The following is a 23,304-nucleotide window of genomic DNA, read 5'->3' as shown; positions in this document are numbered from 1 at the left end:
GGCAGTTCCTCTTGCGATCATGGTTGAAGCCGCGCACCCGGTTCAAGCCGGATGCGTAGCCCCCTCTAGCAACCCACCCTCGACCCGTTGGGCCGGGGACAGGGATTCGGTGGGCAGGTCGTGGCCGGCATGGATGATGCCGTCTTCGTCCGCATAGGCATCGGTGATGAAGCGAGGCTTGAATACCAGCACCCAGGCGGGCACCAGCAGCATCGAGGTGAAGCCATTGAGGACGATCATCACGCACAGCAACAGCGCGGCGTCGGCCTGGAAGCGCAGGTCGGAAAGCAACACCCACATGATGATGCCGGCCATCAAAGTGATCGCCGTGAAGCTCACGGCCATGCCGGTGGTGGCGATGGCACGGTGCACGGCGCTGGCGAGACTGCCGCTCTTGACCATCTCCTCGCGTATGCGGTCCATCATGTATATCGAGTAGTCGATGCCTACACCGATACCGACAGCGATCACCGGCACCGTGTTGATGTCGATGCTCATCCCCGCCAGGCCCATGTAGGCATAGGTCAGCACGGTGGCGAAGAGCATCGCCATCAGCATCATCAGCCCGGCGTGCCAGCTGGTGTAGAAGACCATGACGAAGGCGAAGATCAGCAGGAACACCAGCGGAAGCACCAGCAGGTTGGTGTCGAAGGCCGACTCGTTCATCGCCGCGGCCACACCCAGGGTGCCGCCGGCCAGGCGGATGGACAGGCCGGGAACTTCCTCGCCGTGCTCGGCGATCCACTGTTTGGCCATATGGATGGCGCGGCGGATGGTCTCGCCCTGGCGATCCTTGTAGTAGAACACCAGGTTGGCGATGCGGTCGTCGGTGTCGTTGAACTCGTTGAGCGCGCCGGGAATCGGGCTGGAGGCCATGTAGGTGAACATCAAACCACCCACGTAATCGGCATCGTGGGGAATCTGGAACCAGCGCGGATCGTCGTTGTGCATCAGCCGGTTGACCTGCTTGACCAGGTCCGGCAACCCCTTGCTGCCGCCCACCGAGGGATCGCCGAGCATGTGCGCCTGCAGCGACTGCAGTGCCTTGAGTACCTCGGGACGCTTGATGCCGCCGGCTTCCGCATGCTCGGCGATGATGTACAGCTCTTCGGAACCGGGGAAGCGCTCGTTGATCTCCTTGGATGAGACGTTGTAATCATGCTCCGGATAGAGAATCGGCGAACCCGGCTCGGAGTCACCAATGGTCACCTTCGAGGAGGCCCAGAGTCCGGCGAGGATTGCCAGCGCGGCGATGATCAGCAGCTTGCCGGCCGCACCGGGACGCGCGACGGTCGCGGCGCAGGTTCCTCCGACATGCCGCAGGAAGGTTTCCTTGATTTCGGGATTCTTTGGCGTTGGCAGGATGGACAGCAGCAGTGGCACGCCGATCAGCACGGAGAAAATCACCGTTGTCGCCCACAGCGAGGCATAGATACCAAGCTTGGTGTTCAATGCGATGGATCCGATGGCGATCAGCGCCAGCCCGATGGCGTCCGAAGCAATGCCCAGGGTGCCCGGGCGGAACAGACTGTCGAAGGTCGCCCGCGCCGCCAACTGGCCATCGCCGAGTACACGCACTTCCGCATAGTAGCGCTCGACCAGTTGCACGCCATGGCTCATGGCTCGCGCCGCGATCAGGAAGGGGATCACCAGCCCCAGCGGATCGAGGTTGTAGCCCAGCAGGCTGATGATGCCCAGGCCCCAGACGGTCGAAATCATCACGCCGCCGAGTGGGATCAGCACGCCGTAGGCCTTGCGGAAATGGAACACCAGCAGCGCCAGCATCGCCAGCACGGTGAACAGGAAAATCTGCAGGATCTGGTCCATGTAGGTGTAGGCCCAACCCACCAGCACCGGTTGCCCGGTCGCGTAGAGGGTCACACCCTCGCGCGTCTCGGCCTGGCGCAACGCCTGCAACTGGGCGAACGTCTGCTCGTAGTCGAGCTGGCCTTCGATCAACTGCGCCTTGACCAGAGCCACCTTGAGGTCCGGTGAAACCAGAGGGCCGTAGACCCGCGGATTAGCCACCACGTCGGCCTTCATTGCGCTCAGTTGGGCCTCGTCCAGCGGGCCGAATTCGGCCTGGTAGTAAGGCTCGGAATTGATGCTGCCAACCTCGGTCAACCAGATCTTGCGCGAGTTGCGGTGGGTCAGGCTGCTGACCAGGTTGTGGTTGACCCCCGGCAGGCTGTCCACCGCCTGGGTGACACGATCGATGGTGGCCAGGTTTTCGTTGCTGAACAGATCGCCCTCGGTGAACTCGACGCCAATCACCAGTACGTTGGCGCCGCCGAAGGTGTCCTTGATGCTGTTGTGCAACTGAATATAGGGATGTTCCTGAGGCAGCAGGTCGGCGAAGTCGGTATAAATCTTCAGCGCCGGAATGCGCATCGCGAACAGCAGCGTCAGGGCAGCGATGATCATTAACACGCTACGCGGATGGCGAAACAGCCAGACCTTGACCAGATAGAAGACATGCGTGAAGTGATGCAGGGACATGGGCATTGGCCTCACTGTTCTTGGACGGCGGTCAGGGACGGACGGGTATCCAGGCTCAGCAGCAGCCCCTTACCCCCCGCGACGGTCAGACGGTGGTCGGCCGTCATCGTGGCGGCACGCAGATAAACCGGCTCGCTGGGTGTCGCCATGGCCTGCCAGCGATTGCCGACCAGGCGCAGTACGCTGCTGTGATCGCCGATGGCGAACAGACCATCGGCGTTGGCGCTGAAGGAGAAAATCGGGGCACTGACCGGAGCCTCCTGGCGCTCCCATGTCTGCCCACCATCGGCGGTGTGGTAGATGAAACCGTTGAGGCCGCCGACCCAGCCTTCGCTGAGGCTGCGGAAATGGCTGGCATGGGGATAGAACTCGTCCGGCAGGCTGCCGGCCGGATCCCAGTTCTGGCCACCGTCGGTGCTGGTGAAAACCAGCCCGAACTCGCCAGTCACCACGGCCTGCTTCTGGTTTAGGAACTGCAGAGTCGTCAGCATCGCGTCTTCGTCAAGGCTGCTCTGCGCCCAGGTCGCACCTTGGTCGCGGCTGCTCAACAGCGTGCTGTAGCTGCCGGCTACCCACCAGGCGCCATCGGGCGCACAGGCAGTGGTAAGCATCTGCTCCTCGGTCTGCAGGGCATGTTCACGCCAGCTCTGGCCGCGGTCCGCGCTGTGCCACAGTCGGTTGTCGAAGCTCAGGGCAATGAAGCTGCCGTCGGAGCAGGCATCGAGAGCGATCAGGCTGGGATGTCCGGGCAGCTGCTGGCGCTGCCAGTTGCGGCCTTGATCCTGGCTGACCAAGATCACGCCATCGTTACCGACCAGCACGCTGGTCCCGGCGTCGCTGGCGACCGCCTGGTAATAATCGGTGCGCAGGCTGGCCTGGGAGGTTGTTGCGGTAACCCCCGCCAGGTTCAGATCGGCCTCACAGCCAGCCAGCAGAACGGGCAACAGCAGGGCAACGGTGGAACGAGGCACGCGAGTCAAGGCTTTCGCGCAGGTCAGGCCCTTGCGCGGGTTGGAGATGAAGCTCATTACGGATCACCACTCGATTGTTATTGTCTTGCAGCGGTTGATGACCCTGGAGCAACGCCTGTGCCAGTCCTCGATATCCGGCCGGAGCTTGAGCTTAACCCAATGATTTAGTTGAAATTTTTATATGAGTACGTGCACCCCGTGGCCGTCCAGCAGCCATGCTTCTTCGAAGCGGGGGTTCAGCAAATAGTCAAAACCGGCGAGGGGTTGCTCATTTGGTGAAATGCCGTTTGCGGTAAGGCATCCTGCAACGCGAACGTGGCCGAACGGCGCCCTCCTCAACAACGGCATGGCAGTGCCGATCAGCACCATTTCCGTAGCTGGCAGCGAGTCATCCGCCGGTTCGGATCGATCCAGAGCGGCACCTGTGGTGTCCGTCCGAGGCAACGCCAAGGGCGAGATGTCCATGGCAAGCGCTACTGAACGACGAGCAACGGAAGCTAAGATCTTGCTGCACGGCAATGCGTACAAGCGCAGGAAACATTTCGAAGGCCGCAGCCCCTTTTCGCCAGAACTCACCTACCCTCCGCCCCCCCCCAGAGCTGAAGGGAAGCACCTGGCCGGCCCTGACCGCTCAGCTCTCGATGCCGATTTTCCTCAGCCGATAGGCCAGCGCCGGGCGACTGAGACCGAGCAGACGCGCGGCGCCCGAGACATTTCCGTTGGCCTGCCGCATGGCTTCCTGCATCAAGCTCTGCTCGATTTCGTCAAGGCTCAGGCCGCTGCTTAGCAATTGACTTACCCAGTTGCCGCGGCCACTGCTCGGTGAAACCAATACTCCGTCCGACGATACCCGTGCGCTATCGATCGAGTGTTCCTCGGGCGGGCGGGTAAACAGGGCGGGTACGCTGATACTTTCGTTCGGATCGGTAAGGATGATGCCGCGCTCGATGATGTTTTCCAGCTCGCGGATATTGCCCGGCCAGCTGTAATGCAGGCAGGCCTCGAGCGCGCGGTCCGACAGGCCGAGGGTTATCTTGCCGTATTCCTCGTGAAAGCGCTGGATGAAATGTTCCGCCAGCAGCGGGATGTCCTCGCGACGTTCACGAAGCGCCGGGATCGCTACCGGAAAGACATTCAGCCGGTAGTACAGATCGGCGCGAAAACGTCCGGCCTTGACCGCCTCGGACAGATCTTCGTGAGTCGCCGCGATGACCCGTACGTCGATCGTGCGCGTACGGTTGTCCCCCACCCGCTCCAGCTCGCCTTCCTGCAGGACGCGCAGCAGGCTGGCCTGGGCGCGCGGACTGAGTTCGACCACTTCGTCGAGGAAGATGGTGCCTTTGTCGGCCCGCTCGAAGCGGCCCATGCGCGACTGGGTGGCGCCGGTAAACGCGCCTTTTTCAACGCCGAACAGTTCCGATTCGATCAGATCGGGCGGAATCGCCGCGCAGTTCACCGCGACGAAGGGCTCGGCGGCGCGCTTGCTGCGCAGATGCACGCTGCGCGCGATGACTTCCTTGCCGACGCCGGTTTCGCCGAGCAACAGCACCGAAACCTTACTCTGCGCGGCCTTCTCCATCATGTTGCGCACGGTCTGGTAGGCAGGCGTCTGGCCGATGCCATAGTACTGGCCTGCCTGCTTGTCGAGGTTGGTGCGTAGCGAAACCAGTTGCGACTGCAGATCGTAGAGTTCCTCGATGATCGGGTCGCTCTGGAAATAAGCCTTGAAGGCGCTGGTGTCGCCCCATTCCTCTGCGGTCTTGCCGATGATGCGGCACTTGTCGTCGCCACGGCCGCGGCAGCTGACCTCTTGGAAGATGATCTCGCGCCCCATGAACGCCGAGCTGTAGCTGCAGGCGTAGCCAATGAGCGTCCAGCAGGCCGGTTGATCCATCAGGCCCAGCTCGGTCTGGCAGATTTCCACTTCGAAGGAGTCGATCCACTCCACCTCGCAGTAAAACCTTCCGCTCGCCATGTCGATGTCCACCTCGATTGGGCGCACCTTGACCATGCCCTTGAGCGAGTGCAATTGAGGCCCCGCGAGGAACATCTCGTATTCGGTGGCATTCGGCCGCAGCTTGCGCGCCAGCTCGGCGTCCTTCAGCCCGGACTGGTAACCCATGCGTAGGAATAAACCCTTGGCCCGCTCGGTGCCCAGCGTATTGACCATCTCCCGGCGAAAATTGGCCATCGCCGAGATCTGCAACAGCAGCATGCGCTGCTCTCCCAGCCAGATCTTGCCTTCGGTGCTCTGGAAATGGATGAGATTGGTGAGGTCGTTGAAATCCGTGTACCGCAGTTGAGGTTTGTATTGGATCGACATGAGCTTCCAAATCCCCTGATTTATTGTTGTAGGGGGCCGCTGACACGACGTCGAAAACGACAGTGCAATCCGCACATTCAGCGAGCGGATCGGGCGGCTTTTTCACCGCATGGGCGCAAAGCTAGTCAACCATATTCGCTTTGTTCGACAGAAGAAAGGTGACCATATGATGTATTTCCGGGTCCCTCGGCCGTGCTGCGCTACGCCCTGCGCAACGGCTGTGAGCATTTGCTCAAGTATTGAAATTCATTTGATCAAATGCTGAAAAAAGAACCAGATGCAGCCTCCTTTCCCCTCCTTCATACCGCCCCATTCATAGACAAAAAATCCTTTAAATACAAAGACCTGAAAGGTGTATCCCTGGCTTGGCATATGCGTTGCTTTAGCCCCTTTGCCCGCAACCTGCCAGGAGCCAGCTTCGATGACAGAGCCAGACATTCCCTTCGATCAGCTACCCCGCTTTGTCCGGGTGCGCAGTGACCCCGACGCCAGATTCGTCGAGTTCGATTTCGCCATTGGTCATCCGGAGCTGTTCGTCGAGCTGGTGATGCCATGCGCAGCCTTCACCGCGTTCTGCCAGCGCCAGCGCGTCGTGCAGATGGACGCGGCAATGTGCCGGGCGGTGGATGAGGACGCGGCCAAATGGCGCTACGGCGATATCGGCCGACGCGAGGCGCACGGTCGAGAGTGAGTACGAGCGACAGCCGAATACATAACAAGAAGGTACGGTTGAAATGAGCGTAGAGATCAAGACGAATACGGCGGAAACCCTCCGCCATACCTACGGCAATTTGCAGCGTCGTTTCGGCGACAAGCCGGCCAGCCGTTATCAGGAAGCCAGCTACGACATCGAGGCGACCACCAACTTCCATTATCGGCCGCTGTGGGACCCGCAGCGCCAGCTCAACGATCCCACCCGCACGGCGATCCGCATGGCCGACTGGCATGCGGTCACCGACCCGCGCCAGTACTTCTATGGCGCCTATGTGCAAAGCCGGGCGCGGATGCAGGAAACCACCGAGCACGCCTACGGCTTCTGCGAGAAGCGCGGCTTGATGAACCGGCTGCCCGAGGCGCTGCAGCACAAGATCCTGCGTTGCCTGGTGCCGCTGCGGCACGCCGAGATGGGCGCCAACATGAACAACAGCAGCATTGCCGGCGACTGCATCGCCGGCACCATGACGCAGCTGCATATCTACCAGGCCATGGATCGTCTGGGCATCGGCCAGTACCTGTCGCGCATCGGCCTGCTGCTTGGCGAGGGCGGTGGTGCAGCGCTGGATCAGGCCAAGGCGTACTGGATGGACGACCCGATCTGGCAGGGCCTGCGCCGTTACGTCGAAGACAGCCTGGTGATCAAGGACTGGTTCGAGCTGACGCTGGCGCAGAACCTGCTGCTCGACGGCCTGACCTACCCGCTGATGTACCAGCACCTCGACCGGCAGCTCGGGGAAGAGGGCGCCGGCGACCTGTCGATGCTGACCGAATTCATGCGCGATTTGTACGCCGAGAGTACCCGCTGGGTCGACGCCATGCTCAAGGTGGTGCTGGCTGAAAGCGACGCGAACCGCGCGCAGGTCCAGGCCTGGGTGGATGTATGGGAACCGCGTGCCTACGAGGCCTTGCTGCAGCTGGCCGAAGTGGCCACCGGCCGCGACGCCCTCGACGAAGTGCGTACCGCGCTGGCCGCACGCCTGCACAAGCTGGGGTTGCACAGCCCGGGAGTAGCGCTATGAAACAGCTCGCTTTCATCGTGTTCCAGGACAACGACAACGCCCGCTACCTGGTGGACGCCATCACCGAAGACAACCCCCGTGCCGAGGTCCAGTACCAGCCCGCGATGATCCGCATCCAGGCCGAGAAGCGCCTGGAAATCCGCCGCGAGACGGTGGAGGAAAAGATCGGCCGCGAGTGGGACGTCCAGGAGATGCTGATCGATGTAATCAGCATCGGCGGCAACGTGACAGAAGACGACGACAGCTTCGTCCTCGAGTGGAAGAACTAGGAGGCAGACCATGACAATGCAGAAGAAAAAGCTTGGCCTGAAAGACAAGTACCGCTATCTGACCCGTGACATGGCCTGGGAGCCGACCTACCAGAAGAAAGCCGACATCTTCCCTCACGAGGACTTCGAGGGCATCAAGATCACGGACTGGGACAAGTGGGAAGATCCGTTCCGCCTGACCATGGATGCCTACTGGAAGTACCAGGCCGAAAAGGAGAAGAAGCTCTACGCGATCTTCGACGCCTTTGCCCAGAACAATGGCCATCAGAACATCTCAGATGCACGCTACGTCAACGCCTTGAAACTGTTCCTCACCGGTGTGTCACCGCTGGAATACGGCGCCTTCCAGGGCTTCTCGCGGGCTGGCCGGCAGTTCAGCGGCGCCGGAGCACGGGTCGCCTGTCAGATGCAGGCAATCGACGAACTGCGTCACGTGCAGACGCAGATCCATGCGATGAGTCACTACAACAAGCACTTCAACGGCCTGCATGATTTCTCCCACATGCACGACCGGGTGTGGTTCCTCTCGGTGCCCAAGTCGTTCTTCGATGACGCGCGCTCGGCGGGGCCGTTCGAGTTCCTCACCGCCATCTCGTTCTCCTTCGAGTACGTGCTGACCAACCTGCTGTTCGTGCCGTTCATGTCCGGCGCTGCCTACAACGGCGACATGGCCACGGTCACCTTCGGCTTTTCGGCGCAGTCGGACGAAGCGCGGCATATGACCCTCGGCCTGGAAGTGATCAAGTTCATGCTCGAGCAGCACGAGGACAACGTGCCGATCATCCAGCGCTGGATCGACAAGTGGTTCTGGCGTGGTTACCGCCTGCTCAGCCTGGTCGGCATGATGATGGACTACATGCTGCCGAACAAAGTGATGTCCTGGGCCGAAGCCTGGGAGGTCTACTACGAGCAGAACGGCGGCGCGCTGTTCAAGGACCTGGAGCGCTATGGCATCCGTCCGCCGAAGTACCAGGAGCAGGCCAATATCGGCAAGCAGCACATCACCCACCAGATCTGGGCGACCTTCTACCAGTACAGCCACGCCACCAACTTCCACACCTGGATTCCCAGCGAAGACGAGCAGCAATGGCTGGCGGAAAAATACCCGGACACCTTCGACAAATACTACCGCCCACGTTTCGACCATTGGCAAGAGCAGCATGCCAACGGCCAGCGCTTCTACAACTCCATCCTGCCGCAGCTGTGCCAGGTGTGCCAGGTTCCGGCCCTGTTCACCGAGCCGGACGACCCGACCCAGCTCAGCCACCGGCAGATCGTGCATGAAGGCGAGCGTTATCACTTCTGCTCGGATGGCTGCTGCGACATCTTCCAGAACGAGCCGGAGAAATACATCCAGGCCTGGCTACCGGTGCACCAGATCTACCAGGGCAACTGCGGCGGGGGGGACGTGCAAACCGTGGTGGAGAAGTACTACCACCTGAAAAACGGCCAGGACAACCTCGAGTACGTCGGCTCGCCCGAATACCTGCGCTGGCTGGCCTGGAAGAAACTCGCCACGCCGCAAGCCCCCGCCGGCACCGGGGACAGGCGCGACGCTGCCTGACGCGTCACCCCGGTCGGGGTGGCGCCGCCACCCCGACCGCCCCTATTCCAAGAACAAGAGGGTCAGTTCATGTCTGTTAACGCCATCGGCGAATACCGCGCCAAGCCTCGCGACCTGCAAGCCAATTTCAATGGCATGCAGATGCTCTACGTCCATTGGGAAAAGCATCTGATCTTCTGCTCGCCCTTTGCCTTCCTCGTCGCCCCGGCGATGACCTTCGCCGCGTTCGTCGAGCAGTTGCTCAGCGATGCGATAAAGGCCCACCCGGACAGCGCCAGGGTCGATTTCAACGAAGCCGTCTGGACCCTTAACGGCGAGCGCTTCGTACCGGATTACGCCGCCAGCCTGGAGGCCAACGGTATCGACCATAAAAGCATGCTGCGCCTGAATACCCCAGGGTTGAATGGCGTCCAGGGTTCGTGCAGCTGAGAGGTGTGCCATGACATACAACGTCACCATCGAACCCACCGGCGAAGTGATCGAAGTAGAGGAAGGCCAGACCATCCTGCAGGCCGCGCTGCGCCAGGGCGTATGGTTGCCGTTCGCCTGTGGCCACGGCACCTGCGCCACCTGCAAGGTGCAGGTGCTCGAAGGCGAAGTGGATATCGGCGCGGCCTCGCCGTTCGCCCTGATGGACATCGAGCGCGACGAGCGCAAGATTCTGGCCTGTTGCGCCCTGCCTCAGTCCGACATGGTGATCGAGGCCGATATCGAGGCCGACCCGGATTTCCTCGGCCACCCGGTGGAAGACTACCGTGGCGCGGTCACCGCCCTGATCGATCTCTCGCCGACGATCAAGGGTCTGCATATCAAACTGGACCGGCCGATGGCCTTCCAGGCCGGGCAGTACATCAACCTGGCGCTGCCCGGCATCGACGGCACCCGCGCCTTTTCCCTGGCCAACCCGCCGAGCAAGGCCGATGAAGTCGAGCTGCATGTTCGCCTGGTCGAAGGCGGTGTCGGCACCGGCTTCATTCATAAGCAACTGAAGGTCGGCGACTCGGTGGAGCTGTCCGGCCCCTACGGGCAGTTCTTCGTTCGCGACTCCCAGGCCGGCAACCTGATCTTCATCGCCGGTGGCTCCGGCCTGTCCAGCCCGCAGTCGATGATCCTCGATCTGCTGGCGCGCGGCGATACCCGGCAGATCACCCTGTTCCAGGGCGCCCGCAACCGTGCCGAGCTATACAACCGCGAGCTGTTCGAGACGCTGGCCGCACAGTACCCGCAGTTCAACTACGTGCCGGCACTGAATCAGGCCAATGACGATCCGCAATGGCAGGGCTTCAAGGGCTTCGTGCATGACGCGGCCAAGGCGCACTTCGACGGCCGTTTCAGTGGCCAGAAGGCCTATCTCTGTGGCCCGCCACCGATGATCGACGCAGCCATCACCACCCTCATGCAGGGACGGCTGTTCGAGCGGGACATCTTCATGGAGCGCTTCTTCACCGCCGCCGATGGTGCCGGTGAGAGCACCCGTTCGGCGTTGTTCAAGCGCATCTGAGGTGAGCATGAACAGTGCCGGCTACGAGGTGTGCGAAGTGCTAAGCGGTCAGTCATTCCGCTGCGCGGAGGGCCAGTCGGTGTTGCAGGCGATGGAGGCCCAGGGCAAGCGTTGCGTGCCGGTGGGCTGCCGTGGCGGCGGTTGCGGGCTGTGCAAGGTGCGGGTGTTGGGCGGCGATTACCGCCGCGGTCGCATGAGCTGCCATCACGTGCCGCCCGGGTTGGCGAGCCAGGGCCTGGCGCTGGCATGCCAGGTATTTCCGCAATCCGATCTGAGCATCGAATGCCTTCGCCGAAATGGCGAAGGCGACAAAAACAACAAGATGAAAAAAGAGGTGCCGTCATGAAAAAAGGCGTTATGCGACCCGGCCACATCCAGCTGCGCGTACTCAATCTAGAGAGTGCCCTGGCCCATTACCGCGACCTGCTCGGCCTGATCGAAGTGGACCGTGATGACTTCGGTCGCGTCTATCTGAAGGCCTGGACCGAAGTGGACAAGTTCTCCCTGGTGCTGCGTGAAGCGGATGAGCCGGGCATGGATTTCATGGGTTTCAAGGTGGTCGACGACGAGTGCCTGGTCCGTCTGACCCAGGACCTGATCGACTACGGCTGCCTGATCGAGACCATTCCCGCCGGAGAACTCAGGGGCTGCGGGCGTCGCGTGCGCTTCCAGGCGCCGTCCGGACACTTCTTCGAGCTGTATGCCGACAAGCAATACACCGGCAAGTGGGGCGTGGAGGAAATCAACCCTGAAGCCTGGCCGCGCAATCTCCAGGGCATGCGCGTGGTGCGTTTCGACCACGCCCTCATGTATGGCGACGAATTGCCGGCGACCTATGACCTATTCACCAAGGTGCTCGGCTTCTATCTGGCCGAACAGGTGCTGGATGAGGATGGCACGCGCGTCGCCCAGTTCCTCAGCCTGTCGACCAAGGCCCACGACGTGGCCTTCATTCATCACCCTGAGAAGGGTCGCTTCCATCACGTCTCCTTCTACCTCGAAACCTGGGAAGACGTACTCCGCGCCGCCGACCTGATTTCCATGACCGACACCTCCATCGATATCGGTCCGACCCGCCATGGCCTCACTCACGGCAAGACCATCTACTTCTTCGATCCTTCTGGAAACCGCAACGAGGTGTTCTGCGGCGGCGATTACAACTACCAGGATCACAAGCCGGTGACCTGGATGGCCAAAGACCTGGGCAAGGCGATTTTCTATCACGACCGCGTGCTCAACGAACGCTTCCTCACGGTGCTCACCTGAAGGCCGGCCCGAATTTACATAGAGATTGCACACATGCAAGAAATCAAGCATTTCATTAACGGCGAGTACGTCGGCTCGGCCAGCGGCAAGCGGTTCGACAACGTCAACCCGGCCAACGGCCAGGTGATCGCCAGGGTCCATGAAGCCGGCGAGGCCGAGGTCGACGCGGCGGTCAGGGCGGCACGCGATGCGCTGAAGGGCCCCTGGGGCCGGATGACCCTGGCCGAGCGCAGCGAGATCCTGCATCGCGTCGCCGACGGCATCAATGCGCGCTTCGACGAGTTCCTCGAGGCCGAGTGCCTGGACACCGGCAAGCCGAAGTCGCTGGCCAGCCACATCGACATCCCGCGCGGCGCAGCGAACTTCAAGGTGTTCGCCGACCTGATCAGGAACGTGCCGACCGAGGCCTTCGAGATGGTCACCCCGGACGGCAGCGGCGCGATCAACTACGCGGTGCGCCGGCCCAAGGGGGTGATCGGTGTGATCAGCCCGTGGAACCTGCCGCTCTTGCTGATGACCTGGAAGGTCGGTCCGGCGCTGGCCTGCGGCAATACCGTGGTGGTCAAGCCGTCGGAGGAAACCCCCAGTACCACCGCACTGCTCGGCGAGGTGATGAACGCCGCCGGGGTGCCGCCGGGCGTCTACAACGTAGTGCACGGTTTCGGCGGCGACTCGGCCGGCGCCTTCCTCACCGCCCACCCGGACGTCGACGGCATCACCTTCACCGGGGAGACCGGCACCGGGGAGCTGATCATGCGCGCCGCGGCCAAGGGCGTGCGCCAAGTGTCGCTTGAACTGGGCGGCAAGAACGCCGGCATCGTCTTCGCCGACTGCGACCTGGACAAGGCCATCGAAGGCACCCTGCGCTCGGCCTTCGCCAACTGCGGCCAGGTCTGCCTGGGCACCGAGAGGGTCTACGTCGAGCGGCCGATCTTCGACGAATTCGTCGCCCGCCTGAAGGCCGGCGCCGAAGCGCTGAAGATCGGCGAGCCGAACGACCCGGAGGCCAACTTCGGCTCGCTGGTCAGCCACAAGCACCGCGAGAAGGTCCTTTCCTACTACCAGAGGGCCCGGGACGAAGGTGCCACCCTCGTCACCGGTGGCGGTGTGCCCGAGATGCCGGCGCACCTGGCCGGCGGCGCCTGGGTGCAGCCGACCATCTGGACCGGCCTGCCAGACGATTCGCCGGTGGTCACCGAGGAAATCTTCGGCCCCTGCTGCCACATCCGGCCGTTCGACAGCGAGGCAGAAGCCATCGAACTGGCCAACGCCCTGCCTTACGGCCTGGCCTCGGCGATCTGGACCGAGAGCGCCTCGCGGGCGCACCGCGTCGCCGGGCAGATCGAGGCTGGGATCGTCTGGGTGAACAGCTGGTTCCTGCGCGACCTGCGCACCGCCTTCGGTGGCGCCAAGCAGTCGGGTATCGGCCGCGAAGGCGGGGTGCACTCGCTGGAGTTCTACACCGAGCTGAAGAACATCTGCGTGAAACTCTGAGGACCTGACCATGAACGCACCGCAGCAAGGCCCTGAAATCGGTCGCGAAATTCTCGCCGCCGGCTACCGCACCAACCTGCATGATCAGGGCGAAGGCTTCCCGGTCCTGCTGATTCACGGCTCCGGGCCGGGCGTCACCGCCTGGGCCAACTGGCGCCTGGTGATACCCGAGCTGGCCAGGCAGCGCCGGGTGATCGCGCCGGACATGCTCGGCTTCGGCTATAGCGAGCGCCCGGCCGACGGCCAGTACCACCAGCAGCGCTGGGTCGAGCATGCCATCGGCGTGCTGGATGCGCTGGGTATCGCCCAGGCCGACATCGTCGGCAACTCCTTCGGTGGCGGCCTGGCGCTGGCGCTGGCCATCCAACATCCCGAGCGGGTGCGGCGGCTGGTGCTGATGGGCAGCGTCGGGGTGAGTTTTCCAATCACGCCGGGGCTGGATGCCGTCTGGGGCTACGAGCCGTCCTTCGCCAACATGCGCCGGCTGATGGATGTTTTCGCCTACGACCGCAGCCTGGTCACCGACGAGCTGGCCGAGCTGCGTTACCAGGCCAGTATCCGCCCCGGCTTTCAGGAATCCTTCGCCCAGATGTTCCCGGCCCCGCGCCAGCGCTGGGTCGACGGACTGGCCAGCGACGAAGCGGACATCCGCGCCTTGCCCCACGAAACACTGGTGATCCATGGCCGCGAGGACCAGGTGATTCCGCTGGCGGCCTCGCTGACCCTGGCCGAATGGATCGCCCGCGCCCAGTTGCACGTATTCGGCCAGTGCGGCCACTGGACCCAGATCGAACACGCCGAGCGTTTCGCCCGCCTGGTCGAGAATTTCCTCGCCGAGGCCGACGCCCTCCATTGCTGAGAGAGACCGATATGGACAAGACATTGATCAACGAGCTCGGCGACGAGCTCTACCAGGCGATGGTCCAGCGCGAGACCGTCACGCCGCTGACCAGCCGTGGCTTCGACATCAGCGTCGAGGACGCCTACCACATTTCCCTGCGTATGCTGGAACGGCGCTTGGCCGCCGGCGAGCGGGTGATTGGCAAGAAGATCGGCGTCACCAGCAAGGCCGTGCAGAACATGCTCGGCGTGCACCAACCGGACTTCGGCTACCTCACCGACGCCATGGTCTACAACAGCGGCGAAGCCATGCCGATCAGCGAACGGCTGATCCAGCCACGGGCCGAAGGCGAGATCGCCTTCATCCTCAAGAAGGACCTGATGGGCCCCGGCGTGACCAATGCCGACGTGCTGGCCGCCACCGAATGCGTGATCCCCTGCTTCGAGGTGGTCGATTCGCGCATCCAGGACTGGCAGATCAAGATCCAGGACACCGTGGCGGACAACGCCTCCTGCGGCCTGTTCGTGCTCGGTGATCAGGCCGTGTCGCCGCGCCAGGTCGATCTGGTCACCTGCGGCATGCTAGTGGAAAAGAACGGCCAGTTGCTCTCGACCGGTGCCGGCGCCGCGGCGCTCGGCTCGCCGGTCAACTGCGTGGCCTGGCTGGCCAACACCCTCGGCCGGTTCGGCATCGGCCTGAAGGCCGGCGAGGTGATCCTGTCCGGCTCGCTGGTTCCGCTGGAGCCGGTCAAGGCAGGCGATTTCATGCGCGTCGAGATCGGCGGCATCGGCAGCGCCAGCGTGCGCTTCACCTGATTAGAACAAGAACAGGGGAAACACCCATGAGCAAGAAACTGAAAGCCGCGATCATTGGCCCGGGCAACATCGGCACTGACCTGGTGATGAAGATGCTGCGTTCCGAGTGGATCGAGCCGGTCTGGATGGTCGGCATCGACCCCGAGTCCGACGGCTTGAAGCGCGCCCGCGAGTTCGGCCTGAAGACCACCGCAGAAGGCGTCGACGGCCTGCTGCCGCACGTGCTCGACGACGACATCCGCATCGCCTTCGATGCCACCAGCGCCTACGTGCACGCCGAGAACAGCCGCAAGCTCAACGAACTGGGCGTGCTGATGGTCGACCTGACCCCGGCCGCCATCGGCCCCTACTGTGTGCCGCCGGTGAACCTCAAGCAGCACGTCGGCACCCTGGAAATGAACGTCAACATGGTCACCTGCGGTGGCCAGGCGACCATCCCGATGGTCGCCGCGGTGTCGCGCGTGCAGCCGGTGGCCTACGGCGAGATCGTCGCCACCGTGTCCTCGCGCTCCATCGGCCCGGGCACCCGCAAGAACATCGACGAGTTCACCCGCACCACCGCCGGCGCCATCGAGCAGGTCGGCGGGGCGAAGGAAGGCAAGGCGATCATCGTGGTCAACCCGGCCGAGCCGCCCTTGATGATGCGCGACACCATCCACTGCCTGACCGAAACCGAGCCGGACCAGGACGCCATCACCGCATCGGTCCACGCCATGATCGCCGAGGTGCAGAAGTACGTGCCCGGCTACCGGCTGAAGAACGGCCCGGTATTCGACGGCAACCGCGTCTCGATCTTCATGGAAGTCGAGGGCCTGGGCGACTACCTGCCCAAGTACGCCGGCAACCTCGACATCATGACCGCCGCAGCGCTGCGTACTGGCGAGATGTTCGCCGCGGAAATCGCCAGCGGCACCATTCAACTGCCACGTCGTGAAGCGGCCCTGGCCTGAGGAGTAGCACCATGAATCTGCAAGGCAAGAACGTCACCCTGCACGACATGAGCCTGCGCGACGGCATGCACGCCAAGCGCCACCAGATCAGCCTCGAGCAGATGATCGCGGTCGCCACCGGCCTCGACGCCGCCGGCATGCCGCTGATCGAGATCACCCACGGCGACGGCCTCGGCGGTCGCTCGATCAACTACGGTTTCCCCGCGCATAGCGACGAGGAATACCTGCGTGCGGTAATCCCGCGCCTCAAGCAGGCCAAGGTATCCGCCCTGCTGCTGCCGGGCATCGGCACGGTCGACCACCTGAAGATGGCGCTCGACTGTGGCGTCTCCACCATTCGTGTGGCCACGCATTGCACCGAGGCCGACGTCTCCGAGCAGCACATCGGCATGTCGCGCAAGCTGGGCGCCGATACCGTCGGCTTCCTGATGATGGCGCACATGATCAGCGCGGAAAAAGTGCTCGAACAGGCCAGGCTGATGGAAAGCTACGGCGCCAACTGCATCTACTGCACCGACTCGGCCGGCTACATGCTGCCCGATGAGGTCAGCGAGAAGATCGGCCTGCTGCGCGCCGAGCTGAACCCCGCCACCGAGATCGGCTTCCACGGCCACCACAACATGGGCATGGCCATCGCCAACTCGCTGGCCGCCATCGAAGCTGGCGCCTCGCGTATCGACGGCTCGGTCGCCGGCCTCGGCGCCGGTGCCGGCAACACCCCGCTGGAAGTCTTCGTCGCGGTGTGCAAGCGCATGGGCGTGGAAACCGGCATCGACCTCTACAAGATCATGGATGTGGCCGAAGACATCGTCGTGCCAATGATGGACCAGCCGATCCGCGTCGACCGCGATGCGCTGACCCTGGGCTATGCCGGGGTGTACAGCTCGTTCCTGTTGTTTGCCCAGCGCGCCGAGAAGAAATACGGCGTACCGGCCCGCGACATTCTGGTCGAGCTGGGGCGCCGCGGCACCGTCGGCGGCCAGGAAGACATGATCGAAGACCTCGCCCTGGATATGTCCCGGGCCCGCCAGAACCAGAAGGTGAGTGCATGAACCGTACCCTCAACCACGAGCAGGTGCTGGCCCTGGCCGAGCACATCGAGAACGCCGAATTGCAGGCGCACGATATTCACAAGGTCACCAACGATTATCCCGAGATGACCTTCGCCGATGCCTACGACATCCAGTGGGAAATCCGCCGCCGCAAGGAGGAGCGCGGCAACAAGATCGTCGGCCTGAAGATGGGCCTGACCTCTTGGGCGAAGATGGCGCAGATGGGCGTGGAGACGCCGATCTACGGCTTTCTCGCCGACTACTTCAGCGTGCCCGATGGTGGCGTGGTGGATTGCTCCAAGCTGATCCATCCGAAGATCGAGGCGGAAATCTCGGTGGTCACCAAGGCGCCGCTGCAAGGCCCCGGTTGCCACATCGGTGACGTGATTGCAGCGATCGACTACGTGATCCCCACCGTCGAGGTGATCGACTCGCGCTACGAGAACTTCAAGTTCGACCTGATCAGCGTGGTGGCCGACAACGCCTCCTCGACCCGTTTCATCACCGGCGGCCAGATGGCCAATCTGGAGGACGTCGACCTGCGCACCCTCGGCGTGGTGATGGAGAAGAACGGTGAGGTGGTAGAACTTGGTGCCGGCGCCGCAGTGCTCGGCCATCCGCTGTCCAGCGTGGCGATGCTCGCCAACCTGCTGGCAGAGCGCGGCGAACACATACCGGCCGGCACCTTCATCATGACCGGTGGCATCACGGCGGCGGTATCGGTGGAGCCGGGCGACAACATCACCGTGCGCTATCAGGGGCTTGGCAGCGTCTCCGCGCGCTTCATCTGAGCCATTCGGCCGCCCTGCCCGGGCGGCCTCTTCTTCAGGAGACACACCATGCCCATTGCCCAGATCCATATCCTCGAAGGCCGCAGCGACGAGCAGAAGGAGACCCTCATCCGCGAAGTCAGCGAAGCCATCGCGCGCTCGCTGGATGCACCGCTGGCCAGTGTACGGGTAATCATCACTGAAATGCCGAAAGGTCATTTCGGCATCGGCGGCGAGTCAGCCAGCAAGCTCAAGCGTTGAGGCCGGCATGATCGTCTCGACACTCGAAGCGAACCTCACCTGGCAAGCGGCGCTGCAGGCTGCCCAGGCGGCGACCGATCACGCCACCGCGCTGGGCATTCGCATCCACGTCGCGGTGGTGGATCGCGCCGGCCTCAATCTGGCGTTCCTGAGCATGAACGGTGCCTTCCTGCACTCCGCAGACATCGCGCGTGACAAAGCCTACACCGCGGCCAGCTTCGGCTTTCCCACCGGCCAGTGGCTGCAGGTGCTGGGCGATAACGAACGCCTGCGCATCGGCATTCCGGTGCGCGAGCGGCTGGTAGTATTCGGCGGCGGGTTGCCCGTCCTGCTGGACGGGCAGTGCATCGGCGGGATCGGCGTTTCCGGCGGATCGGAAGAGCAGGACGAGGCCTGCGCCGAAGCGGGTCTGCGGGCAATGCTCGGCTGAGCCCGTCCGACCCCGCGAACAGGACGTGACTTATTTGTCGCGATCGATATTGAACGGCGACCAGGCCTGACGCGTCGGCATCACTTCCAGGCGGTTGATGTTGATGTGATCCGGCAGGGTGGCGACGTAGAAGATCTGCTCGGCGATGTCCTCGGCGGTCAGCGGCGTGGTGCCGCGGTAGAGCCGGTCGCTGGCGTCCTGATCGCCCTTGGTACGGACCAGGGTGAACTCGGTTTCGGCCATGCCCGGCGCGATGTCGGTGACGCGCACGCCGGTGCCGAGCAGGTCGCAGCGCAGGTTGTAGCCGAACTGCTCGACGAAGGCCTTGGTCGCGCCGTAGACGTGGCCACCCGGATACGGCCAGTGGCCGGCCACTGAGCCGATGTTGACGATGCTGGCACCCTTGCCAGTGGCGATCAGCGTCGGCAGCAAGGCATGGGTGACGTTGACCAGGCCGGTGATGTTGGTATCGATCATGGTGTGCCAATCGGCTAGATCGACTTTTTGCGCGGGCTGCGGCGCCAGCGCCAGGCCGGCGTTGTTGACCAGGCAATCGATCTGGCGGAACTCGGCGGGCAGCTGCTCGACCACCTCCGTCACCGCGCCGGCATGGCGCACGTCGAGGGTGGCGATATGCACCGGCACCTTCGCTGACAGCTCGCTCTGCAGCTCTTCCAGGCGCTCGCTGCGCCGCCCGGTGAGCACCAGCGCCCAGCCGGCCTCGGCGAAGCGACGGGCAGTGGCGCGGCCAAAGCCGGAGGTGGCGCCGGTGATGAATACGATCTTCTGTTTCATGCTCTTCCTCTTTCTCTTCAATGCCTGACGGTCGCGTAGACGACGCGCCAGCACGGGACGCAATGACGGCGTCCAGCTTAGGGGGCCGCGCCGCGAAGGCAAAGCGCCGCGTGCGCTGATCGCGCGCCAGCCGGCCGCCGCTGCGCTGACCATCGAAGCTTCACCGAATGGTCATCGCAGGTTCACGGACGCTTAGCGGGACTGCAACAGAGCCTGACTACCTTCTCGTCTAGACAAGTTGGCCGACCTCCCCGGCCGCGCAGACGAGAGGGCAAGACATGAATGCGGCTATTCGAGTCGAGCGACTGAACAAGACCTTCGCCGGCAAGCAGGCGCTGTTCGACCTGGGCCTGGCGATACAGCCGGGCGAGATGGTGGCGCTGATCGGCGCGTCCGGTTCCGGCAAGTCCACGCTGTTGCGCCACCTGGCCGGCCTGGCCTGCTGCGACCGCTCCGCCGGCGGGCGCATCGAGGTGCTCGGCCGCGAGGTACAGGCCACCGGCCGACTGCATGGCGAGGTGCGCCGCCTGCGCGCCGACATCGGCTACATCTTCCAGCAGTTCAACCTGGTCACCCGCCTCAGCGTGCTGGACAACGTCCTGCTCGGCTTTCTCGGCCGCATGCCGCGCTGGCGCGGATCGCTGGGCATGTTCAGCGACGAGCAGAAGCGCCAGGCCATGGCCGCACTGGAGCGCGTCGGCCTGGCCGAGCGCGCCGCGCAGCGCGCCTCGACGCTCTCCGGCGGCCAGCAGCAGCGGGTGGCGATCGCCCGTGCGCTGACCCAGCAGACCGAGGTGATCCTCGCCGACGAACCCATCGCCTCGCTCGACCCGGAGTCGGCGCGCAAGGTCATGGAAATCCTCGCCGACATCAACCGCCAGGACGGCAAGACCGTGGTGGTGACCCTGCATCAGGTCGATTACGCCCTGCGCTACTGCTCCCGCGCCGTGGCGCTCAAGGGCGGGCGCATCCATTACGACGGCCCCTCGGCGGCGCTCAGCGACCGCCTGCTCAACGACCTCTACGGCGCCGATCTGGACGCCAGTCTGCTGTTCTCCGACCGCGCCCGCAATGCCGAGCCGCGGTCTTTGCAGCTGGTCAACGGCTGAGCCCCACGCCACCCGACAACCAACGCCACACCCAAGGAGTGACCTCCATGTTGAAACGCTTCAGTCGTGCTCTCGCCGCCTCCACGCTGCTGGCCGGTGCCCTCGCCGGCACCGCTCAAGCCGCCGAGACCATCACCTTCGGCATCATTTCCACCGAGTCCTCGCAGAACCTGCGCAGCGTCTGGGAACCCTTCCTCGCCGACATGAGCAAGCAGACCGGCTACGAGGTGAAGGCCTTCTTCGCCCCCGATTACGCCGGGGTCATCCAGGGCATGCGCTTCGACAAGGTCGATCTGGCCTGGTACGGCAACAAGTCGGCGATGGAAGCGGTGGATCGCGCCGGCGGCGAAATCTTCGCCCAGACCGTCGCCGCCAACGGCAGCCCGGGCTACTACAGCCATCTGATCGTGCACAAGGACAGCGCCCTGAACTCCGTCGAGGACGTGCTGAAGAACGCCAAGAGCCTGACCTTCGCCAACGGCGACCCGAACTCCACCTCCGGCTACCTGGTGCCCGGCTACTACGTGTTCGCCAAGAACAAGGTCGACGCCAGCCAGGCCTTCAAGCGCAGCCTCAACGGCAGCCACGAAGTGAACGCGCTGTCGGTGGCGAACAAGCAGGTCGATGTCGGCACCTTCAACAGCGAAGGCATGGAGCGCCTTGAGATCACCGCGCCGGACAAGGCCGCGCAACTGAAGATCGTCTGGACCTCGCCGCTGATTCCGGCCGACCCGCTGGTGTGGCGCAAGAGCCTGAGCGACGAGCAGAAGAACAGGCTGCGCGAGTTCTTCATGAGCTACGGCGCCCAGCCGGCCGAGAAGGAAATCCTCGCCGCGCTGCAGTGGGCACCGTTCCGCGCCTCCGACAACGACCAGCTGCTGCCGATCCGCCAGCTGGAACTGTTCAAGAAGCGCAGCGAAGTCGCCGCCGACAGCAAGCTTTCCGACAGCGACCGCCAGGCGCAGCTGCAGGGCATCGACGACGAGCTGGCCAAGCTGGAACAGCGCATGGCCGAGCGCGAGCAGAAGAACGCCGCCAAGGCCAGCTGAGCAACGCCGGGCGTGGCGCGCTGGCGCCACGCTCCCGTCCGCGCCGTTTTTTGAGAACCGAACATGACCACTCTGAGCACCACACCGCCACTGGCGGGCAACGACAAGCGCAGCTGGCTGCGCCTGTTCGGCTGGGGCCTGTGCCTGGCCGTGCTGGCCTGGTCCTGGCAGGGCGCGGAGATGAATCCGCTGCTGCTGATCCGCGACAGCGCCAACATGGCGACCTTCGCCGCCGACTTCTTCCCGCCGGACTTCAGCAACTGGCAGCTGTACCTCAAGGAAATGGTCACCACGGTGCACATCGCCCTCTGGGGCACCCTGCTGGCGATCGTCTGCGCCATCCCGCTGGGCATCCTCAGCTCCGAGAACATCGTGCCCTGGTGGGTCTACCAGCCGGTGCGCCGGCTGATGGACGCCTGCCGGTCGATCAACGAGATGGTCTTCGCCATGCTCTTCGTCGTCGCCGTCGGCCTCGGCCCCTTCGCCGGCGTGCTGGCGCTGTGGATCAGCACCACCGGCGTGCTCGCCAAGCTGTTCGCCGAAGCCGTGGAAGCCATCGAGCCGGGCCCGGTGGAAGGTGTGCGTGCCACCGGTGCCAGTGCGCTGCAGGAAGTCATCTTCGGGGTGATTCCGCAGGTGCTGCCGCTGTGGATTTCCTACTCGCTGTACCGCTTCGAATCCAACGTGCGCTCGGCCACGGTGGTCGGCATGGTCGGCGCCGGCGGCATCGGCGTGATCCTCTGGGAAGCCATCCGCGGTTTCCAGTTCGGCCAGACCGCCGCCCTGCTGCTGATCATCATCGCCGTGGTGAGCCTGATCGACCTGCTCTCCCAGCGCCTGCGCAAGCTCTTCATCTGACGGAGTGAGGGCCTGCGCGGCCTTCGAAAAAACCATGCAGTTGTCTAGACAACCCAGCGAACCGCTCTACCTCGAACTGGCCCAGGTGCTGCGCGGCGAGTTGCGCCACTACCGCATCGGCGACTTCCTCCCCGGCGAGATGCAGCTGGCGCGCCGCTTCGCGGTCAACCGCCACACCCTGCGCCGCGCCGTCGACGAGCTGGTACAGGAAGGCCGCCTGCTGCGCCGCCAGGGCAAGGGCACCCAGGTGCTGCGACGCCCGCTGGTGTATCCGCTGCAGGCCGATAGTGCCTACAGCGATGCGCTCGCCGCCCTCGGCGTGCGCACCGAAGCGCGCCTGCTCGCACGTCGCCAGCTCAGCGCCAGCGCCGAGGAAGCGCGCCACCTGCAACTGGCCGAGGGCGCTGCGCTGATCGAGCTGAGCACCCTGCGCCTGCTCGACGGCGAGCCGGTCAGCCTGATCCGCCACCGCTACTGCGCCAGCCACGCCGAACGCCTCGCCGACTACCAGGGCGGCTCGCTGCGCCGCTACCTCGGCGAACGCGGCCTGCCGCTGACGCGCCGTTTCAGCCTGATCGGCGCACGCCTGGCCGATCGCGACGAGGCCGCACAGCTGCTGATGCCCCTGCGCATGCCGCTGCTGTCGGTGTTCACCCTGTCCTGCGATGCCGCCGGGCGACCGGTGGAGATCGCCCTCTCGGCCAGCCGTTCCGACCGTTTCCAGTACCAGGTCGCCACCTGATGGAGAACC

Annotated in this window: 26 protein-coding genes; 20 read left to right on the top strand and 6 right to left on the bottom strand. The window is 63.9% G+C overall.

What is annotated here, in order from left to right:
- Positions 1-42: 42 nt before the first annotated feature.
- The 5 genes from BM275_RS08640 to BM275_RS22050 form a co-directional block, all read right to left on the bottom strand.
- Positions 43-2,499: an efflux RND transporter permease subunit gene (locus BM275_RS08640; protein ID WP_208607451.1), complete on the bottom strand. Its 2,457-nt coding sequence runs from the start codon at positions 2,497-2,499 to the stop codon at positions 43-45.
- Between the two features lie 11 nt (positions 2,500-2,510).
- The gene (locus tag BM275_RS08635; protein WP_090520670.1) at positions 2,511-3,527 is read right to left on the bottom strand and encodes a WD40/YVTN/BNR-like repeat-containing protein; all 1,017 of its coding nucleotides are present in this window, start codon (positions 3,525-3,527) and stop codon (positions 2,511-2,513) included.
- 120 nt (positions 3,528-3,647) lie between these two features.
- Positions 3,648-3,935, bottom strand: coding sequence for a hypothetical protein (locus BM275_RS08630; protein ID WP_042925798.1), 288 nt, complete (start codon positions 3,933-3,935; stop codon positions 3,648-3,650).
- A gap of 166 nt (positions 3,936-4,101) precedes the next feature.
- On the bottom strand, positions 4,102-5,793 hold the full coding sequence (locus tag BM275_RS08625; protein WP_042925801.1) for a sigma-54-dependent Fis family transcriptional regulator: 1,692 nt from the start codon (positions 5,791-5,793) through the stop codon (positions 4,102-4,104).
- A gap of 246 nt (positions 5,794-6,039) precedes the next feature.
- On the bottom strand, positions 6,040-6,231 hold the full coding sequence (locus BM275_RS22050) for a hypothetical protein (RefSeq protein WP_045666228.1): 192 nt from the start codon (positions 6,229-6,231) through the stop codon (positions 6,040-6,042).
- Between BM275_RS22050 and BM275_RS08620 the strand changes: the two genes are divergently transcribed.
- From BM275_RS08620 to BM275_RS08545, 16 genes are all read left to right on the top strand, one after another.
- Positions 6,215-6,484 (top strand): phenol hydroxylase subunit, encoded by a 270-nt coding sequence (locus BM275_RS08620; RefSeq protein ID WP_042925802.1) that lies wholly within the window; start codon positions 6,215-6,217, stop codon positions 6,482-6,484. The genes BM275_RS22050 and BM275_RS08620 overlap by 17 nt on opposite strands.
- A 43-nt stretch (positions 6,485-6,527) precedes the next feature.
- Complete coding sequence (locus tag BM275_RS08615) at positions 6,528-7,529, top strand: aromatic/alkene monooxygenase hydroxylase subunit beta (RefSeq protein ID WP_090520669.1); 1,002 nt, start codon at positions 6,528-6,530, stop codon at positions 7,527-7,529.
- Positions 7,526-7,798: an MmoB/DmpM family protein gene (locus tag BM275_RS08610; RefSeq protein ID WP_042925804.1), complete on the top strand. Its 273-nt coding sequence runs from the start codon at positions 7,526-7,528 to the stop codon at positions 7,796-7,798. The genes BM275_RS08615 and BM275_RS08610 overlap by 4 nt, the downstream gene beginning before the upstream one ends.
- 10 nt (positions 7,799-7,808) lie before the next feature.
- A complete protein-coding gene (locus BM275_RS08605) occupies positions 7,809-9,362 on the top strand; it encodes an aromatic/alkene/methane monooxygenase hydroxylase/oxygenase subunit alpha (RefSeq protein ID WP_042925805.1) in 1,554 nt (517 codons plus the stop codon).
- A 69-nt stretch (positions 9,363-9,431) separates the two neighbouring features.
- Positions 9,432-9,791 (top strand): phenol hydroxylase subunit P4, encoded by a 360-nt coding sequence (locus tag BM275_RS08600; protein WP_042925806.1) that lies wholly within the window; start codon positions 9,432-9,434, stop codon positions 9,789-9,791.
- A 10-nt stretch (positions 9,792-9,801) separates the two neighbouring features.
- A complete protein-coding gene (gene dmpP / locus BM275_RS08595) occupies positions 9,802-10,863 on the top strand; it encodes a phenol 2-monooxygenase reductase component DmpP (protein ID WP_042925808.1) in 1,062 nt (353 codons plus the stop codon).
- 7 nt (positions 10,864-10,870) lie between these two features.
- On the top strand, positions 10,871-11,209 hold the full coding sequence (locus BM275_RS08590) for a 2Fe-2S iron-sulfur cluster binding domain-containing protein (RefSeq protein ID WP_048512662.1): 339 nt from the start codon (positions 10,871-10,873) through the stop codon (positions 11,207-11,209).
- The gene (locus BM275_RS08585; protein WP_042925810.1) at positions 11,206-12,129 is read left to right on the top strand and encodes a catechol 2,3-dioxygenase; all 924 of its coding nucleotides are present in this window, start codon (positions 11,206-11,208) and stop codon (positions 12,127-12,129) included. Before BM275_RS08590 ends, BM275_RS08585 begins: the two co-directional genes overlap by 4 nt.
- Positions 12,130-12,162: 33 nt before the next feature.
- On the top strand, positions 12,163-13,623 hold the full coding sequence (locus BM275_RS08580) for a 2-hydroxymuconic semialdehyde dehydrogenase (RefSeq protein WP_042925812.1): 1,461 nt from the start codon (positions 12,163-12,165) through the stop codon (positions 13,621-13,623).
- A 10-nt stretch (positions 13,624-13,633) separates the two neighbouring features.
- Positions 13,634-14,482: an alpha/beta fold hydrolase gene (locus tag BM275_RS08575; protein ID WP_042925814.1), complete on the top strand. Its 849-nt coding sequence runs from the start codon at positions 13,634-13,636 to the stop codon at positions 14,480-14,482.
- A gap of 11 nt (positions 14,483-14,493) precedes the next feature.
- Complete coding sequence (dmpE, locus tag BM275_RS08570; protein WP_042925816.1) at positions 14,494-15,279, top strand: 2-oxopent-4-enoate hydratase; 786 nt, start codon at positions 14,494-14,496, stop codon at positions 15,277-15,279.
- Positions 15,280-15,305: 26 nt separating this feature from the next.
- The gene (locus BM275_RS08565) at positions 15,306-16,229 is read left to right on the top strand and encodes an acetaldehyde dehydrogenase (acetylating) (protein ID WP_042925818.1); all 924 of its coding nucleotides are present in this window, start codon (positions 15,306-15,308) and stop codon (positions 16,227-16,229) included.
- 11 nt (positions 16,230-16,240) lie between these two features.
- The gene (gene dmpG / locus BM275_RS08560) at positions 16,241-17,281 is read left to right on the top strand and encodes a 4-hydroxy-2-oxovalerate aldolase (protein ID WP_009397183.1); all 1,041 of its coding nucleotides are present in this window, start codon (positions 16,241-16,243) and stop codon (positions 17,279-17,281) included.
- Positions 17,278-18,072, top strand: a complete 795-nt coding sequence (gene dmpH, locus BM275_RS08555; protein ID WP_042925821.1) for a 2-oxo-3-hexenedioate decarboxylase — start codon at positions 17,278-17,280, stop codon at positions 18,070-18,072. Before dmpG ends, dmpH begins: the two co-directional genes overlap by 4 nt.
- A 48-nt stretch (positions 18,073-18,120) precedes the next feature.
- On the top strand, positions 18,121-18,312 hold the full coding sequence (locus BM275_RS08550; RefSeq protein WP_042925823.1) for a 4-oxalocrotonate tautomerase: 192 nt from the start codon (positions 18,121-18,123) through the stop codon (positions 18,310-18,312).
- A 7-nt stretch (positions 18,313-18,319) separates the two neighbouring features.
- Positions 18,320-18,742 carry a GlcG/HbpS family heme-binding protein gene (locus BM275_RS08545; RefSeq protein ID WP_090520667.1) on the top strand — a complete coding sequence of 141 codons (423 nt, stop codon included), beginning with the start codon at positions 18,320-18,322 and terminating at the stop codon, positions 18,740-18,742.
- Positions 18,743-18,772: 30 nt separating this feature from the next.
- Here BM275_RS08545 and BM275_RS08540 read toward each other — a convergent pair whose 3' ends face one another.
- Complete coding sequence (locus BM275_RS08540) at positions 18,773-19,537, bottom strand: SDR family oxidoreductase (RefSeq protein ID WP_042925826.1); 765 nt, start codon at positions 19,535-19,537, stop codon at positions 18,773-18,775.
- A gap of 278 nt (positions 19,538-19,815) precedes the next feature.
- Between BM275_RS08540 and phnC the strand changes: the two genes are divergently transcribed.
- The 4 genes from phnC to phnF all read left to right on the top strand — a co-directional run bounded on the left by phnC (position 19,816) and on the right by phnF (position 23,295).
- Entirely contained in the window at positions 19,816-20,646 is an 831-nt protein-coding gene (gene phnC / locus BM275_RS08535) for a phosphonate ABC transporter ATP-binding protein (protein ID WP_090520665.1), read from the top strand.
- Positions 20,647-20,693: 47 nt separating this feature from the next.
- Positions 20,694-21,695: a phosphonate ABC transporter substrate-binding protein gene (gene phnD, locus BM275_RS08530; protein ID WP_090520664.1), complete on the top strand. Its 1,002-nt coding sequence runs from the start codon at positions 20,694-20,696 to the stop codon at positions 21,693-21,695.
- A 63-nt stretch (positions 21,696-21,758) separates the two neighbouring features.
- Positions 21,759-22,553 carry a phosphonate ABC transporter, permease protein PhnE gene (gene phnE, locus BM275_RS08525; RefSeq protein ID WP_041013869.1) on the top strand — a complete coding sequence of 265 codons (795 nt, stop codon included), beginning with the start codon at positions 21,759-21,761 and terminating at the stop codon, positions 22,551-22,553.
- Between the two features lie 34 nt (positions 22,554-22,587).
- Positions 22,588-23,295, top strand: coding sequence for a phosphonate metabolism transcriptional regulator PhnF (phnF, locus tag BM275_RS08520; RefSeq protein ID WP_041013868.1), 708 nt, complete (start codon positions 22,588-22,590; stop codon positions 23,293-23,295).
- Positions 23,296-23,304 lie beyond the last annotated feature (9 nt).

The organism is Stutzerimonas kunmingensis (genome assembly GCF_900114065.1).
GTDB classification, from domain to species: domain Bacteria; phylum Pseudomonadota; class Gammaproteobacteria; order Pseudomonadales; family Pseudomonadaceae; genus Stutzerimonas; species Stutzerimonas kunmingensis.
The sequence above is the reverse complement of the archived record's forward strand: the minus strand, read 5'-3'. Positions and strand labels throughout refer to the sequence as shown.